The organism is Streptomyces sp. NPDC001922, from assembly GCF_042891165.1.
Taxonomy (GTDB): domain Bacteria; phylum Actinomycetota; class Actinomycetes; order Streptomycetales; family Streptomycetaceae; genus Streptomyces.
In genome coordinates, this window is the sequence record NZ_JBIASV010000009.1 from 214,702 (window position 1) to 229,074 (window position 14,373).

The 14,373-nt window shown below is 72.1% G+C and carries 15 protein-coding genes; 8 read left to right on the forward strand and 7 right to left on the reverse strand.

Going from position 1 to position 14,373, the window contains the following annotated elements:
- Positions 1-65: 65 nt before the first annotated feature.
- Positions 66-1,445 (reverse strand): FAD-binding oxidoreductase, encoded by a 1,380-nt coding sequence (locus tag ACFYYR_RS18565; RefSeq protein WP_388854028.1) that lies wholly within the window; start codon positions 1,443-1,445, stop codon positions 66-68.
- A gap of 522 nt (positions 1,446-1,967) precedes the next feature.
- Here ACFYYR_RS18565 and ACFYYR_RS18570 point away from each other — a divergent pair.
- Together ACFYYR_RS18570 and ACFYYR_RS18575 are read left to right on the forward strand one after the other, a co-directional pair.
- Positions 1,968-2,204, forward strand: coding sequence for a hypothetical protein (locus ACFYYR_RS18570; RefSeq protein WP_388854031.1), 237 nt, complete (start codon positions 1,968-1,970; stop codon positions 2,202-2,204).
- 220 nt (positions 2,205-2,424) lie between these two features.
- Complete coding sequence (locus ACFYYR_RS18575; RefSeq protein WP_388854033.1) at positions 2,425-3,327, forward strand: class I SAM-dependent methyltransferase; 903 nt, start codon at positions 2,425-2,427, stop codon at positions 3,325-3,327.
- A 138-nt stretch (positions 3,328-3,465) separates the two neighbouring features.
- On the opposite strand, the gene ACFYYR_RS18580 is transcribed toward ACFYYR_RS18575, so the two are convergent.
- A complete protein-coding gene (locus ACFYYR_RS18580) occupies positions 3,466-3,699 on the reverse strand; it encodes a hypothetical protein (protein WP_388854036.1) in 234 nt (77 codons plus the stop codon).
- 138 nt (positions 3,700-3,837) lie between these two features.
- Between ACFYYR_RS18580 and ACFYYR_RS18585 the strand changes: the two genes are divergently transcribed.
- The gene (locus ACFYYR_RS18585; protein WP_388854039.1) at positions 3,838-4,080 is read left to right on the forward strand and encodes a DUF1059 domain-containing protein; all 243 of its coding nucleotides are present in this window, start codon (positions 3,838-3,840) and stop codon (positions 4,078-4,080) included.
- A gap of 121 nt (positions 4,081-4,201) precedes the next feature.
- Here the strand turns inward: ACFYYR_RS18585 and ACFYYR_RS18590 are convergent, their stop codons facing one another.
- Positions 4,202-4,573 (reverse strand): VOC family protein, encoded by a 372-nt coding sequence (locus ACFYYR_RS18590; protein WP_388854042.1) that lies wholly within the window; start codon positions 4,571-4,573, stop codon positions 4,202-4,204.
- A gap of 330 nt (positions 4,574-4,903) precedes the next feature.
- Between ACFYYR_RS18590 and ACFYYR_RS18595 the strand changes: the two genes are divergently transcribed.
- Both ACFYYR_RS18595 and ACFYYR_RS18600 read left to right on the forward strand, forming a co-directional pair.
- Complete coding sequence (locus ACFYYR_RS18595) at positions 4,904-5,371, forward strand: DUF6233 domain-containing protein (RefSeq protein ID WP_388854045.1); 468 nt, start codon at positions 4,904-4,906, stop codon at positions 5,369-5,371.
- Between the two features lie 70 nt (positions 5,372-5,441).
- Positions 5,442-6,503 (forward strand): Ku protein, encoded by a 1,062-nt coding sequence (locus tag ACFYYR_RS18600; protein ID WP_388854048.1) that lies wholly within the window; start codon positions 5,442-5,444, stop codon positions 6,501-6,503.
- 72 nt (positions 6,504-6,575) lie between these two features.
- Here ACFYYR_RS18600 and ACFYYR_RS18605 read toward each other — a convergent pair whose 3' ends face one another.
- From ACFYYR_RS18605 to speD, 3 genes are all read right to left on the reverse strand, one after another.
- Positions 6,576-7,328 (reverse strand): 4'-phosphopantetheinyl transferase family protein, encoded by a 753-nt coding sequence (locus ACFYYR_RS18605; RefSeq protein ID WP_388854052.1) that lies wholly within the window; start codon positions 7,326-7,328, stop codon positions 6,576-6,578.
- 330 nt (positions 7,329-7,658) lie between these two features.
- Positions 7,659-7,856, reverse strand: coding sequence for a DUF3073 domain-containing protein (locus tag ACFYYR_RS18610; RefSeq protein ID WP_388854055.1), 198 nt, complete (start codon positions 7,854-7,856; stop codon positions 7,659-7,661).
- Between the two features lie 378 nt (positions 7,857-8,234).
- Positions 8,235-8,615: an S-adenosylmethionine decarboxylase gene (gene speD, locus ACFYYR_RS18615; RefSeq protein ID WP_388854058.1), complete on the reverse strand. Its 381-nt coding sequence runs from the start codon at positions 8,613-8,615 to the stop codon at positions 8,235-8,237.
- An 894-nt stretch (positions 8,616-9,509) separates the two neighbouring features.
- On the opposite strand from speD, the gene ACFYYR_RS18620 reads away from it, so the two are divergent.
- The 3 genes from ACFYYR_RS18620 to ACFYYR_RS18630 are packed head-to-tail and all read left to right on the forward strand — an operon-like array spanning position 9,510 to position 12,884.
- Entirely contained in the window at positions 9,510-11,459 is a 1,950-nt protein-coding gene (locus tag ACFYYR_RS18620) for a GNAT family N-acetyltransferase (RefSeq protein ID WP_388854061.1), read from the forward strand.
- Complete coding sequence (locus ACFYYR_RS18625; RefSeq protein WP_388854064.1) at positions 11,456-12,601, forward strand: HAD-IIIC family phosphatase; 1,146 nt, start codon at positions 11,456-11,458, stop codon at positions 12,599-12,601. Before ACFYYR_RS18620 ends, ACFYYR_RS18625 begins: the two co-directional genes overlap by 4 nt.
- 13 nt (positions 12,602-12,614) lie before the next feature.
- Positions 12,615-12,884: an acyl carrier protein gene (locus tag ACFYYR_RS18630; RefSeq protein WP_388854067.1), complete on the forward strand. Its 270-nt coding sequence runs from the start codon at positions 12,615-12,617 to the stop codon at positions 12,882-12,884.
- A 123-nt stretch (positions 12,885-13,007) separates the two neighbouring features.
- On the opposite strand, the gene rsgA is transcribed toward ACFYYR_RS18630, so the two are convergent.
- The gene (rsgA, locus tag ACFYYR_RS18635) at positions 13,008-14,114 is read right to left on the reverse strand and encodes a ribosome small subunit-dependent GTPase A (protein ID WP_388854070.1); all 1,107 of its coding nucleotides are present in this window, start codon (positions 14,112-14,114) and stop codon (positions 13,008-13,010) included.
- Positions 14,115-14,373 lie beyond the last annotated feature (259 nt).

The window sequence follows — 14,373 nt, forward strand, 5'->3', positions numbered from 1 at the left end:
GTGCACCGGGCCCGGCGCTGGTTCAGGGAACTGGCGTTACGCCGGCTTCGGCTTCGGCTTCAGCGTCACGCCGGCACGATGTTGTGGTTGAGCCGGAAGACGTTGTCCGGGTCGTAGGTGGCCTTCACCGCCGCGAGCCGGCGGTAGTTCTCGGGCCCGAAGCCGGAGATCAGCCGTTCCTCGCCCTCGTTCCCGATGAAGTTGAGGTACACGGCTCCGCTGGACCACGGCCGGAGGTCGGCACGGATGTCGTGCGCCCACTGCCGGCCCCGCTCGTCGTCGGCCGGGTCCTCCCACAGTCCGAACGGGTGGGCCACCCAGGACGCGTTCCGCCAGGGGACGGGGTAGTCCGGGTTGCCCCGCGCGGTCGCGCCGCCCTGCGGGAAGAGCACGTGCTGGGAGGGGGACGGCACGATCATGTCGGACGCGCGGGCGCAGAACAGGTCCACCGCCTCGTCCGGGAAGCTGTCCAGGTACTCCGCGGACCAGTAGTTGCGGCAGCCGGGCGGGTCGTCGAGCATGCACTGCAGCTCGGCGTAGGGCAGTTCGGTGATCATCTCGGCCGCGTGCCCGAGCTCCAGGACCGGGGCCGCGACCGCACGGGCCGCCGCCTCCCCGCCCGCGTAGGTGACCAGGACCGAGCAGACCAGCCGTCCCACCAGGTCCTCGGGCACGAACTCCTCGGGCGGCCCGGTGAAGTAGATGAATCCGCCGCCGACCTCGTCCGGTGCGGACTCCACGAAGTCGCGGTAGACGCGCGCCACTTCGGGGCCGGCGTCGGCGGGCCACATGAGGATCATCGCCGTCACGGCCGGGAGCGGATACATGCGGAACGTGAACGAGGTCGCCACGCCGAAGTTCCCGCCGCCGCCGTGGAGGGCCCAGAAGAGTTCCGGATTCTCGTTCTCGTCGGCTCGCACGGTGCTGCCGTCGGCGGTCACCAGGCTGACGGAGAGCAGGTTGTCGCAGGCGAGCCCGAACTTGCGGTCCAGCCAGCCCGATCCGCCGCCGAGGGTGAAGCCGCCCACCCCGGTGGTGGACACCCGGCCGCCCGTGGTCGCCAGGCCGTGCGGTTCGGCGGCCCGGTCGAGGTGGCTCATGGTGGCGCCGCCGGAGACCCGGGCGGTACGGGCCCCGGGGTCCACGGTCACCGCGTTCATCCGCCGCAGGTCGACAACGAGGCCGCCCTCGGTGAGGGCCGTGCCCGCGACGCTGTGTCCCCCGCCGCGCACCGCGATCTCCAGGCCCAGTTCCCGCCCGAAACGGAGGGCTCTCGCGATGTCCTCCGGGGTTGCGCACTGGGCGATGGCGGCGGGCCGCCGGTCGATCATCGCGTTGAAGACCGTCCGGGCCTCGTCGTACGCCGCGTCGTCGGGTGTGATCACCTCCCCCGCGAAACCGGTGCGCAGGTCGGTCAGGGCGGTTGTGGTGCCGAGCGAAGCCATGGCACGTGCCTCTTCCGCGGGAGGTCGGATCTCTCCTCTTCGACCGTAACCCTGGCCGACGGAACCCGGCATATCGGACCTCTGGGGGCAGGGTGGCACCGCCTCCGCGCCGTCCTTCCGTGCTGCCTTCCCGCGATGCCCTCCCTGCGGTGCCCTCCCTGATGACGCCTTCGGTGTGACGTATTCGTCCACCGCTCGGTGGAACGCGACGCGCGGCACAGCCGTCTCCTTCGGTGGCGTGCCCGGAGGGCCACGCCCGGTGGTGCCTCGTGTCAGGTGCCCACCGGGGTGCGCGGCCGGCTGGGACGGCCCGGCCTGCTGCCCGACTGCTCGGGGAGGCCGGACGAGGGGAGCTGCCCGCCCGGACGGGCCGGGCGGAACGCCAGGACATGCGCGACCGGCGCCGTCCGAGAAGGCCGGGGAACCTCCGCGAGGCACGCACCGAGCGCTCGAACGGCACCTGAGGGCAGGGGCGGGGCGTGGGGGCGGTGCGCCGTCCCGTGAACGAGGGGAGAGGCACGGATGCTCGGGGGGCAGCGTTCCGCCGGACCGCCCGGCGACGACGGCCACGGGCCGATTCCGCCGGTCTTCGCCGGGATGAGCGTCACGGTGCGGACGGCGGCCGGACTGCTCGGCCTGGGCGTCCACAGCGTCGCCGCGCTGATCGACGCGGGCCGGCTCGAATGCGAGAGCGGCGGTGTGGACCGCCGCTATCTCACCCTGCCCAGCGTCCTGGCCTACCGCCGGACCCAGCGCTGACCGGCGGCCGCGCGGCCCCCACCGGGCCCGCGGCCGCTTCCGGGACCCGCGAGCAACCGCGCGGCCAACCCCGACCAGCCGCGGGATGAACCCGTGACGACCCCTGATCACCTGTCGCGACCGGCACACAAAACACACATGCGCGACGGTTCAGCGATGCTTTTCGGCCTTTACGGTGGCGGCGGATTCCGCCCGTTCCCTGCCCCTGCGAGGACGACACATGACGGCGAGCCTCACCCCCGCGACAACGCAGCGCCCCTGTCGGCTGAACGACGTCAAGGGCTGGTTTCCCAGCCTTGACCAGGTGCTCTTCCATTATTTTCTGTCCCGCCAGGAACGCCTCGACGCGCGTGGGGACCTCATGGAACTGGGCGTCTTCATGGGCAAGAGCGCGATCTTCACCGCAGGTTTCCTGAGGGAGGGCGAGCGCTTCACGGTCTGTGACCTGTTCGACGGGCCCGCCCCGGACGAGCGGAACGCGGCCGAGGCCCGGAAGTCCTACCCGACCCTCACCCGTCTCGCCTTCGAGCAGAACTACCTGGCCTTTCACGACACGCTGCCCGACGTCATACAGGGCCCCACGTCGGTGGTCCCGGCCCATGTCGAGCCGGATTCATGCCGGTTCGTCCATGTCGACGCCTCGCACCTGTACGAGCATGTGGCGGGCGACATCGATACGGCCCGAATGGCTCTGGTGCCCGACGGTCTGGTCGTGCTCGACGACTACCGCTCCGAGCACACGCCGGGAGTGGCGGCGGCCACCTGGGAGGCGGTCTTCAACCGTGGGCTGCGGCCGGTCTGCCTCAGCACCCAGAAGCTCTACGGCACCTGGGGCGACCCCGAGCCGCTCCAGGAGGCGCTGCTGGCCGACGAGGAGTGGCGGCGCGGAACGCATCTGAGCAGGCAGGAGATCGCGGGTCGACGGGTCCTCCGCTTCTCGGGCCGCCCCGAGGTGCCGGCCGCTCCGGTGTCCCGGTTCGCCGACGAGGCCCCGTCCGGACGCGGCGGCCCGGCCCTCGCCGCGCCGAACGGCACTCCCCGCCGGCCCTCCCGCGCCCACCGGCTGGCTGCCGACCTCCTGCCCCCGGCCCTGACCCGCGCGATCCGCCGTCACCGGCGATAGGCGTCGGCGCGCTCCTCGCCGGCGGTCGGCGTTCCGGCGGCACTATGCGGCAGCGGCGAGTCCGGTGGGGCGTCGGGCCCGGGTGGACTTCGGGTGACGGATGAGGCCGGGTGGACCGAGGGGTGGAACGCCCCGAGGTCAGTGGGGCATCCAGTCGTACGGGCCGCCGTTCACCCAGCGCACGACCATCGGGTCGTCCACGTCGAAGTCCTTCAGCCCGGCCCGCAGGATGAAGGTGACCACGTCCGCGATGCCGTGCGCCTTGCCCACCATCGCGCCGTTGACCTCGACCAGACGGAACGGCGGGTCGTCGGGCTCCGGGCCCCAGACGACGACCGGCGCAGGTGCCTCCACGGGACTGCCGTCGCTCATGTCTCCAGCGTGGAGCCGGAGCGGTCCCGTCGCATCCCGCCCTCATGCGCTCGCGCCCGGAGCCGCCCCTGTCCGTCCGGATGGGCGGCTTCGGCGCGGGTTAGCCTGAGGAGAGGAGCCGACGTCGAGGAGGCCGTCATGACCAGGAAAGTCGCCGACTGCCGGAAGCTCCCCAGCGAGTCGAACTGCACGCTCACCATCTCCGGTGACACGGAGGAAGAGGTGCTCCGCGCGGCGGTCGAGCACGCGGTGTCGGTGCACCGGCACACCGACACCCCCGAGCTGCGCCGCGAGATCAAGGCGATGATCGAGGACGAGCGGATGCCCGCGTTCCCCCTGTCGGGGCCGCCGCCTCCGCACGGCGAGATCTTCGACCTGTAGCCCGCCGGCCCGCTCGGAACCAGGGGATCCGGGTCCTGGACGGGGCGGGACGGAGCCCTCGCAGGGGGCTTTCCGGACCTGACCCCGGACCGCCCGACCCCCGGCAGCCACGGCTGCGTGGTCAGCGTTCCTGGAGGACGGACAGCACGTTCCCGGCGGGGTCCTTGAACCATGCGATGTACGGGCCGCCGCCTCGGAAGATGCCCCGCTCGTCGGTCTCGAAGGCGGCGTAGCGCTCCATGGTCACCCCCTTCGCGGTCAGCGCGTCCACAGCCCGCTCGATGTCGTCCACCGGGAAGTTGAGAACGGTGAACGACGCGGGGGTGTGGTCCTCCTTGGGGTAGACGAGGATCTCGGTGCCGCCCTCGATGTGCAGCATCAGCAGGCCGTCCAGTTCCGACACCCGCAGGCCGAGAGTCGCACCGTAGAAGTCCTTGGCGCGCTGTACATCGTTCACGGCGAACCCGCTGAACGCCTTGGTGCTGCCGAACATGTTCGACCTCTCCCATCTGCCGCAGGCATACCCCCGCACCCTCCGACCGGCGCGGGGACCCCCACCGGACCGGCTCCATCCTCGCCCGCCGGCCTCACAGCCGCACGGCGAGGAACCTGGCGGCGAGCCGATGACCTCGGGACTCTCCCTTCCTCAGGGTTGCCTGCGGCACCGCAAAAGAGGAAGAGGCGCTGGATCTGTTGCTTTCCGCCGCTTTCCGCTCTCACCGGATGGTGCCCGGGCCAGAACCGGACGGGGCCGGAAGGAACCGGAAGGAACCGGAAGGAACCGGAACGACCTCGCCCCCAGAATTCGAACTAGAATCGAACGGTGCAGGATGATCGCTACGCGTCGGCGGGCCCCTGGGCCAGGGTCACCCTCCCCGACGGCCAGCAGCTCGACGTCATCGTCACCGGGCGCACCCGCACGCCCGACGGGCACTGGTGGTACGAGCTGGAGGCCGTCCTCACGGCCCGCAGCACCCTCGGTGACGGGCGCACCGTCGCCGAGCCCATGGCTGTCGCGTTCAGTGCGCCGGCGGCCGGCGTCACCCCGATCCCCGGCGAGGACTACACCGCGGTGCCGACGCACGGGGCGGTCTCCGGCCGGCAGTGGCAGGTCGAGAATCTGTGGCGGACTGCCGAGGGTCCCACCCGGCGGCTGCACCGGCGGGACTGCTGGCACGCCCGGGCCGCGCACCAGCGGGTGCCCACCGCGGAGGCGTGCACCCTGCTGGCCGACCCGGACGTCGAGCCGTGCGACATCTGCCACCCGGAGCGGGCGCTCCGGCACGTCTGAACGGCTGAGCCGTCGGCTGCGCCCTCCGAACGACCCGCATAGCATGACAAAACCGAAGAAAGGGAACGTCATGCCGCGGCCCATCTGGCGAGGTGCGATCAGCTTCGGCCTGGTCACGATCCCCGTCCAGGTCGTGAGCGCCACCGAGTCCCACGACATCGCCCTCCACCGCGTCCACGCCAAGGACAACGGCCGGATCCGCAACCGCAAGGTGTGCGAACTCGACGGGAACGTGGTGCCCAACGAGGAGATCGCCAGCGCCTATCCGGTCTCCCGGGACGAGGTCGTGCCGCTGACCGACGAGGACTTCGACCACCTGCCCATCCCCACCGCCAAGACCTTCGAGCTGCTCGCCTTCCTGCCCAGCCAGGAGATCGACCCCCTCCAGCTCGACCGCGCCTACTACCTGCGGGCGGACGGCCAGGCCGCGGCCAAGCCCTACGTCCTGCTGCGGGACGCGCTGGAACGTTCCGGCAAGGTGGCCATCGGCAAGGTCGCCCTCCGGGGCAAGGAGGTGCTCGCCCTGATCCGGATCCACGAGGGCGCGCTGACCATGCACACGATGCTCTGGCCGGACGAGATCCGCCCCCACACCGGCCTCGCTCCCGACCAGGACATCCGGCTCACCGACGAGGAGCTGCAACGGGCCGAGGACCTCATGGCGAGCATGAGCGAGGTGCCGGAGGAGGAACTGCACGACGACTACACCGACGCGCTGGTCCGGGTGGTGTCGGCGAAGCTGGAGGGCCGCGAGGTCGAGCCCCCACCGGCGACGGAGGCCCCGTCGGCGCAGGTCGTCGACCTCATGGCGGCACTCGAGGAGAGCGTGCGGAAGAGCCGTCGGAGCCGCGGCGAAGAGCCGTCGGAGCCGGCCGCCCGGAAGCAGCCCGGCGGTACGGGGAAGGCGTCCTCCCGGAGGACCGCGAAGGCGGCGACGAAGACCACCACGAAGACCACCACCGGCACGCCCTCGAAGCCGGCGTCGGCATCCGCTGAGAAGCCGAGCAGCCAGAAGGCCGGGAAGCAGGCTGCGAAGAAGACCGCCGGCAAGGCCGCGAGCAAGACCGCGAGCAAGACCACGGCGTCGAAGCCCGCCAAGAAAGCGGCATCCCGAACCCGCAAGGGCGCCTGACCCGCCCGGTGCGCTCCGCCTGCTAGGCCTCGGCCCACCCCATGCCGGCCGCGGGCCTCGGCCGGGACGGGCTCAGCCCGTCGCCCAGCTCCGCAGCAGCGCCCCCGCCCGGCGCGGCACGACCGTCAGCGGCTCGGGGGTCAGCACGGCCAGGCAGGCCTCGTGCTCCGGACCCGCGTCCAGCTCGTAGAGCCGGGTGGTACCGACGGCCTCCGGGTGCTCGGACCAGGCGACGACGGCCGCCCGCTCCCGCGGGGCGGTCACCTCCAGCCGTCGGAACGGGGTGCGCATACCCACGCCCAGGGCCTTCACCACGGCCTCCTTGCGGCACCAGAAGCGCAGGAAATCCCGGCGCCGGTCCGCCCCGGCGCCGCTCTCGGCCAGGGCGGCGAGTTCGCGGCCGGCCAGCACGTCGGGGGCCAACTCGTCGACGTCCAGCGCCTGATCGATGGGCTCGACGTCGAGCCCGACCTCGGCGGCCCGGCAGAACGCCACTCCGACGAGCCGCCCGCCGTGCGTCACGGAGAACCGGATGCCCCCCGCCCCCGCCGCGTCCCGGAGGCGAACCTTGCCGTGCGGTCCGCCGCACTGCGGGCACCGCCGTACGAGACCGACGTCCGCGGGGTCCGCCCCCAGGTATGCGCCCAGGGCGATCCGGCTGACGGCGCAGCCCAGCAGGAACCGGTGCCGGTCGTCCGGGCGGGCATACGCGTCGAGCCTGGCCCGTTCGACGGGGTCGAGCAGGCGTGCCAGCCCGTCGTGCGCGTCGTCCAGCCCGGCCCACCACACATGCACCGCACGGTCCGGGAGCGAACTGTCCGTCAATGCCGCGCTCCCTTCCCGTGATTCGCCGTGGTCCGCAGCCCGCTCTCCCTGGGCACCGCCGCTGCTCCGTCCCGGGGCCGTCGCCGCTCCCCGGAGCAGGGCCCGGCGCAGGTCCGCTGTGCCGGACCCCGACACCGGACCGGTGGAATTCCCACCCAAACGGAATCAGGCGGTCCGCCGGTCGATTGCGTCGGCACATCCCGCGGAAGGGGCTACGGTCGAACGGAATCGGCGAGGAAAAACTGCGGCACCGAAAAAGAATTTCCTCTCATGGAATATGGCACACCATGAGAGGAAATCGAAGGAAGGCTGAGCCTTTCGAGGAGCCGCTCAGTCGTCGTCACTCGTGGGGCGGATATTCCGGGATTCCGCGATGCTGCGGTCCTGGTCGAGCTCTTCCTTGTCGTCCGAGGTCGTCGGCTTGCTGCCGAGTTCCCGCTGGAGAGCCTCGAAGTCCGCTGAGGGAGACGAGTACTTGAGCTCTCGGGCCACCTTCGCCTGCTTGGCTCGCGCGCGGCCACTTCCCATAGCTGCATCTCCCCGGAACAGGAGCGGTGCGGCCGGCTCATCGACGGAACCGCTCGTCTTTTACGTCACGCAGCGTAGGTTACCATGTGCACTACACCCACGCCATGTCAGAGGGGCCCCGACGGCCGTCCGGCCTGCGGCCCCTCCGCCCCGTCGGCCGTCCCGCTTCCCGGGCGGGACGGATGGACTGTTTTACGTCGTCAGCCGTGGGGTGAATGCCATCAGTTGAGCGTTTGGCCCTGCTCGGTGTCGTGGCATTCGGCCCCGCCCCGACCGTCCCCCGTCGCTCCCCTGGAGGCGCACTCCCCCGGGCCCCCGGCGGCGTCACTCGCTCCCGCTCCCCGGCCGGCAGCCGTGCCACCCCGCCGGGGGTGACGCTCAGTGAACGGCGCGCAGCAGGCGGGAGACGTTGATGCGGGTGGGCGACAGGTCCACCTCGATGCTCTCCATCATCCGCTCGCCATTGAGGCGGCCGTAGGCGAGCAAGTCCACATTCGCCAGGTTGAATTCCGGCCAGGTGTGAATGCTGAGGTGCGATGCCGACAGCAGGAGAATCGCCGTCACGGCGCCGTTCGGGAATACGTGCGAGGCCTCCCCGAGGACCTTCGCATTTCCCTTCTGGGCCGCACTGCGGAGCACCTCCAGAAGGCGGCGCTCATCCGTCAGAATGGTCGGGTCGCCGACCCACACATCAACCGCGTAGGAGCACAGGTCGTCGACGCTTATGTCTTCGGGGCCGCTGGCGAGGTCGTTCGTCATGGGCGATGGGGGACACGCGCCACGCGTCGACCCCCGTCTCCTTTCGCTGTGGTCTGTATTCCGATACGCGATGTTGCGGTGTTCCACACAGGCGGCACCCCGACGCTCGGATGACGTCATTTTAGCATCCATGCCCCAAGTCGCCCTTCGTGAAGATCGTCCCACCTGAGCCGCGGGACCGGCCGAACTCGACTGCCGCATAAGCGATCTGAATCACCGTCGCCCCCACCGATACGGCCCGGAAGGCCGAGCCGTTCGGGTGGTGGGTCCGCGTGTCCGCGGATGGTGAGGCCGGGCGCGGTGCCGGTCGGACCGGTGCGGCCGACGAGCGCCGACGGCTCATTCCCTCGGTGTGCCGGGTGTTGTGCCGGGGGAGGGCGGGAACTCGGCCTCGGGCGGCTTATCGTCAATGCCTTGCATAAACCGCGCTTTGCGGTGATGCGGGTGGCTGCTGAATACTTTTGATGTTCCGTCAGGAATAAAGGGGTGCCTGCCCCGGGCCGGTACTGGGGCGCGGCCTGGCGTCGGGTGAGTGACGCCGTCCTGCCGCCGCGCCACATCGCCGTGCTGTGCCGGGGCCGGTGTGGGGGAGATCGCCTCGGCGGCATGCGGACGCCGCTACGATCGGACGCAGTGGCCGTGCCGGTGTCGCCGGACGGTCCGACGGGGGCCCTCGCACGGGGTGGGTGGTGCCCGGCCCGGCGCCTGGTCCGGGGCGTCCGACGGGGCGTCAGGCTGCGCCTGTATCACAGACGTTCATCTATACTGCGAGATCATGCGTACATTTGGAACCCTATTGTGACGGGCCCGCGTTCGGGCGAACGAAGCCTCGGGGCTGAGGGAGTTCTGCACGAGGTGGCCGGCGCGGTCAGGCTGCAGGAGGGCGCACCGGGTGTGCGTTCGGTACTGCGAGCGATTCGCCGACTGGCGCCCGCCTCGACCAAGGACATCAGCCGCGCGACCAGCATTCCGGTCCCCATCGTCGCCGCCGTCGGCAACGAACTGCGCCGCCGGGGCATGCTGACCGAGAAGCGGCCCTCTCGCCTCACCCCCTCCGGTCTCTCCCTCGTCGCCGAGCTCGGTATGGATCTGGTGCTCGATCCGACCTGCGGCACCTGCGACGGCCGGGAACTGGTCATCCCCGACGTGCTGGACGAGGCCGTGGAGCGGCTGACCGCCATCATGGAGGCGGGGCCGCAGGCCGACATGAGCCTGGACCAGTCGCTGTGCACCCCGGAGACCAAGGTGCGCAGAGTGCTGGCGCTGCTCCGGGCGGGCGTGCTGCCGGGCGGTTCCCTGCTGCTGGTCGGCGATGACGACACGATTTCGCTCGCCGTCGCGGTCGTCGGGGAGGTCCTCGGTTCACCGCTGGTGGAGCGGGTCACCGTCGTCGACATCTCCCCGGAGATCCTCGGCCACATCGCGGAGGTCTCCGCCGGGTTCAAGACCAGGATCGACACCGTCGAGCACGATCTCCGGCAGCCGCTGCCGGAGGTGCTGCACGGCCGGTTCGACGCGGCGATGACCGACCCGCCCTACACCCCGGAAGGCGCGCAGCTGTTCCTCTCCCGGGCCGTGGAGGGGCTGCGTCCCGGTGCCGCGAACAGCATCTTCTTCTCCTTCGGCGCCAAGAGCCCGAACGAGATGCTGGAGGTCCAGCAAGAGATCATGGACCTCGGGCTCGTCGTCAACGGGTTCATCCGCAACTTCAACGAGTACGAGGGCAGCGGGATCCTCGGCGGCACCGGCTTCATCCAGCACCTGCTCACCACCAGCGCCACCCAGGCGTCGGTGGGCGGCAGCTACGGCGGACCGCTCTACACCCGGGACAAGCGGTCCCGGCAGCGGGAGTACGAGTGCGTGTCCTGCGGGGCGCGGACGCCGGTCGGCCCCGGCGCCCGGTGGAGCTCGGTCGGCGCGCTGCGCGCCGACGGCTGCCCGCAGTGCGGCGGCGGTCCCTTCAAGCCGCGCCAGCTGGTCAGCATGGCGGCGCCCGGTGAGAGCGCCGGGGCCGGTGGCGGCAACGGGGCCGGTGGCGGCAACGGTGCCGGTGACGGTCCGGCGGCCGGGGACATTCCGCAGGTCCGCCCGCCCGCGGAACCGGCCTCCGGCCCGGGGGCCGATCCGGTGTCCGGTGCGACGTCCGGTGCGGCGTCCGTCGGTGGATCCGCGCCGGTGGGGCCTGCCTCGGCCCCCGTAGCGGGCGCCCCCGTGCCGGCTGCTGCCGTCGAGCAGGCTCCGCTGTCCGTCTCCGCGACCGCAGCTTCGGAGTCCGTGCTCCCGGGGTCCGCGGCAGGGCAGCGCACCGTCGTCTGGCAGCCGCCCGTGGCACGGGAGGTGCTGGAGAGCGTCGCGGAGCGGGCTGCTCCGTTCGTGACCCGGCCCGCCGACGAGCGCGACCTGGACGCCATCGCCGCCTTCGAGGCGGAGATCGCCCGGATCTCCTTCGGTGACGCCGCGATCGACAACCCCGAGCGGCACCGGTCGCGGCTGGCCCGGGCGATGCAGAAGTCCCGTGCGGGCATGTACGTGGCCTGCCGCCCGGACGACGACACGGCCGTCGGCTGGCTGTGGATGAGCATCAACCAGAACACGATGACCGGGGACCGGTACGCCAACTTCCGTTCCCTCGCCGTGGCACCGGTCGAGCAGCGGGCCGAGGTCGGCGAGCTGCTGATCGCGGAAGGGCTCGCGTTCGCCGTCGAGCACGAACTGGTCGAGGTGGTCGGGAAGGTGCACGGGGGCAACGTGCCGATGCGCACGCTCTACCGGAAGTACGGCTTCGAGTCGACCCACATGGCCATGCGGCTGCAGCTGGCCGAGGTGAGGCGGGCCGGACGATGAGTCACCCGGCGAACCCGGCGAACGCGACGGATTCGGCGAACGAGGCGGATCCTGCGGAGTCCCGTCCGGCGGGCGGTGACGGCGGGACCGGCGCCGTCGCGTTCGACCGGGTGAAGTGCGTCGTCTGGGACCTCGACGGCACCCTCTGGGACGGAGTGGCGGTCGAGTCCGAGAGCGAGGTGCTGCCCGCCTTCCGGCCCTGGGCCCTGCGCACGATCGACCAGCTGGCGGAGCGGGGCGTGCTGAGCAGCATCGCCAGCCGCACCGCGCCGTCGGTCCTCGATGCGCTGCGTGCGGACGCGGAGGTGGCCGAGCGGTTCGTCGCGCCCCAGGTCGGCTGGCAGGACAAGAGCGAGTCGCTGCGCCTGATCGCCGAGGAGCTCGGCATCGGGGTGGACGCGCTGCTGCTGGTCGACGACAGCCCCTATGAGCGGGCCGAGGTCGGCACCATGCTCCCCGGGGTGGCGGCCATCGCTCCGGAGCAGGTGCCGGAGCTGCTCGACGGCCTCGGTTCGGGGCCGCTCACGGCGGACGCCCGGGAACGCGTCCGGCGGTACCGGACGGAAGCCGTCCGGAAGGATGCGGGGCGGCAGTTCGCGGGCACCCGGGAGGAGTTCCTCCGGTCGTGTGAGATGCGGCTCTCCGTCGGCACCGCGAGCGACGACGACCTGCCGCGGGCCGTGGAACTGGCCACCCGCACCCACCGGTTGAACTCGTCCGGCCTGCCGCTGGACGCCGGCCGCGTCCGGAAGCTGACGGCGCACGGCGGGCACTCCCTGCTGGTCGCCCGGCTGGAGGACCGTTTCGGGGAGTACGGGCTGATCGGCGCCGCGCTCGTCGAGCACACCGCCGACACCTGGTGGGTCCGGCTGCTGGCCCTGTCCTGCCGGGTCGCCGGCCGCGGGGTGTCGCTGGGCTTCCTGCGCTGGCTGATGGACCGGGCCGCGGAGTCCGGTGCCGCCGAGTTCCGGGTGGACTCCCGTCCGACCTCGGCCAATGTCGAACTGCGGCTGCTCTTCCGGCAGGCGGGCCTGCGGGTGACCGACGACGCGAGGGCGGAGGGCGGCCCGGTCACGCTCGGCCGGTCGCTGGAGGAGCCGTTGCCGGAGCACCCGTCGTGGCTGGACATCACCGGCCGGTAAGGAGACGCCGACGATGGCGCAGTACATGACGACGACCGAGGTGGAGCGGGCCATCCGCGCTCTGCTCGCCGAGGCCCTGCGGACCGACCGGGAGGCGATCGACCGGCTGCCCGCCGACACCGAACTCTTCGGGCCGGAGATCGCGCTGTCCTCGCTGGCCGGCGCCGCCCTGCTGCGCGGCATCAAGGCCCGCTACGGGGTGGACGTGGCCGACGAGGACCTGAACCTGGACTCCCTCCAGTCCATCGCCACCCTCCGGGACTTCGTGGCCGCGCATCGGTGAGCGGGCCGGCCCGGGGGCCGGCGGGAGCGGTGTCCCGGGGGCGCCGAGTGTCCCGCCCTCGGTGCGTGAGCGGACCGGGCCGGGCAGGTGAACGGCCCGGCCCGGGGTCTCAGGCCTGGGGCCTCAGGCCTGGGGTCCGCGCTTGCGTTCCATCATGTGACGGCCCAGGGCACGCTTCTGCTTCCACTCCCGGAGGATGTCGGCGCGCAGCCGGGCGTCGCTCTGGGAGGCTATGCGCTCGTTCTCCCGGACCAGCTTGCGGTAGCTCTCCAGCCGCCGCTCCGGCAGCGTTCCGTCCTCGATCGCTTCGAGCACCGCGCAGCCGGGCTCGACCGTGTGCGAGCAGTCGTGGAAACGGCAGTCGCGCGCGAGCTCCTCGATCTCGGCGAAGGCCTGGGCGACGCCGTCCTCCGCGTCCCACAGCCCCACACCGCGCAGCCCCGGGGTGTCGATGAGGACCCCGCCGGCGGGCAGCGGCAGCAGGTCGCGGGTGCTCGTCGTGTGCCGCCCCTTGCCGTCGCTGTCGCGAGTGGCGCGGACGTCCTGCACCTCGTCCCCCAGCAGCGCGTTGGTGAGGGTGGACTTCCCGGCTCCGGACTGGCCGAGGAGGGCGGCCGTCCGGCCCTGTTCGCCGCCGAGGAGTTCGGTGAGCACGTCGATGCCCAGCCCGCTCGCCGCGCTGACCGGCAGCACCCGCACGCCCGGAGCGGCGGCCTCCGTATCGGTGGTCAGATACGACAGGCCGATGGCGTCGGGCACCACGTCCGCCTTGGTGAGCAGCACCATGGGCTCCGCGCCGCTCTCCCAGGCCAGCGCGACGAAGCGTTCGACCCGGCCGAGGTCGAGCTCGGCGGCGAGGGAGACGGCGATGAGGGCGATGTCGACGTTGGCGGCCAGGACCTGGCCCTCGGACCGCTGCGAGGACGTGGAGCGGATGAACGCGGTGCGGCGCGGGAGCAGCGCCCGTACGGTCCGCCGCTCGGCGTCGAACGCCGCCCAGTCGCCGGTGCACGGGTTCCGCACCGGGTCCGGGGAGGTCACCGGGCCGGTGTCGGCGTGCAGGGTCAGCAGGCCCTCGCCAGCGTCGGCGACGGCCTCGCACCGGCCGCGGTCGACCCGCACGATGCGGCCGGGGACGAGGCCGTCGGCGGCGTGGGGGGCGAACTCCGCTGCGAGCGCGTCGGTCCAGCCGTAGCGGGTCAGCGGGGTCGGGGCGGCGGCACGGTTCAACGCGGGACCCTTCGACGGGCGGCTCCGGCGGCGGACGTTCCCGCCGGTGACCACGGGGTGGGGCAGTCGGTCTTCCGGATGCGGCGGCGCCCGCCGTGACGACGACGCGGCACCCCCTGCCGCCGTTCCACGAGGTCCGGCGGCACCGCGGAGGGCGGCGGCACCTCGGAGGGCGGCGGCACCTCGGCCCGGTGGGAACGGACCGCTCGGCTCCGGTGCCCGGCGGCACCTCGGCCTCGCTCGAGGGCGGCACGGCAGC

Coding starts and splice junctions, on each gene's coding strand:
- ACFYYR_RS18590 (WP_388854042.1), bottom strand. CDS start 4,573: ATGTTCGGCAGCACCAAGGCGTTCAGCGGGTTCGCCGTGAACGATGTA.
- ACFYYR_RS18610 (WP_388854055.1), bottom strand. CDS start 7,856: ATGGGAAGTGGCCGCGCGCGAGCCAAGCAGGCGAAGGTGGCCCGAGAG.
- ACFYYR_RS18585 (WP_388854039.1), top strand. CDS start 3,838: ATGACCAGGAAAGTCGCCGACTGCCGGAAGCTCCCCAGCGAGTCGAAC.
- ACFYYR_RS18625 (WP_388854064.1), top strand. CDS start 11,456: ATGAGTCACCCGGCGAACCCGGCGAACGCGACGGATTCGGCGAACGAG.
- ACFYYR_RS18575 (WP_388854033.1), top strand. CDS start 2,425: ATGACGGCGAGCCTCACCCCCGCGACAACGCAGCGCCCCTGTCGGCTG.
- ACFYYR_RS18580 (WP_388854036.1), bottom strand. CDS start 3,699: ATGAGCGACGGCAGTCCCGTGGAGGCACCTGCGCCGGTCGTCGTCTGG.
- ACFYYR_RS18600 (WP_388854048.1), top strand. CDS start 5,442: ATGCCGCGGCCCATCTGGCGAGGTGCGATCAGCTTCGGCCTGGTCACG.
- speD (WP_388854058.1), bottom strand. CDS start 8,615: ATGACGAACGACCTCGCCAGCGGCCCCGAAGACATAAGCGTCGACGAC.
- ACFYYR_RS18570 (WP_388854031.1), top strand. CDS start 1,968: ATGCTCGGGGGGCAGCGTTCCGCCGGACCGCCCGGCGACGACGGCCAC.
- ACFYYR_RS18630 (WP_388854067.1), top strand. CDS start 12,615: ATGGCGCAGTACATGACGACGACCGAGGTGGAGCGGGCCATCCGCGCT.
- ACFYYR_RS18565 (WP_388854028.1), bottom strand. CDS start 1,445: ATGGCTTCGCTCGGCACCACAACCGCCCTGACCGACCTGCGCACCGGT.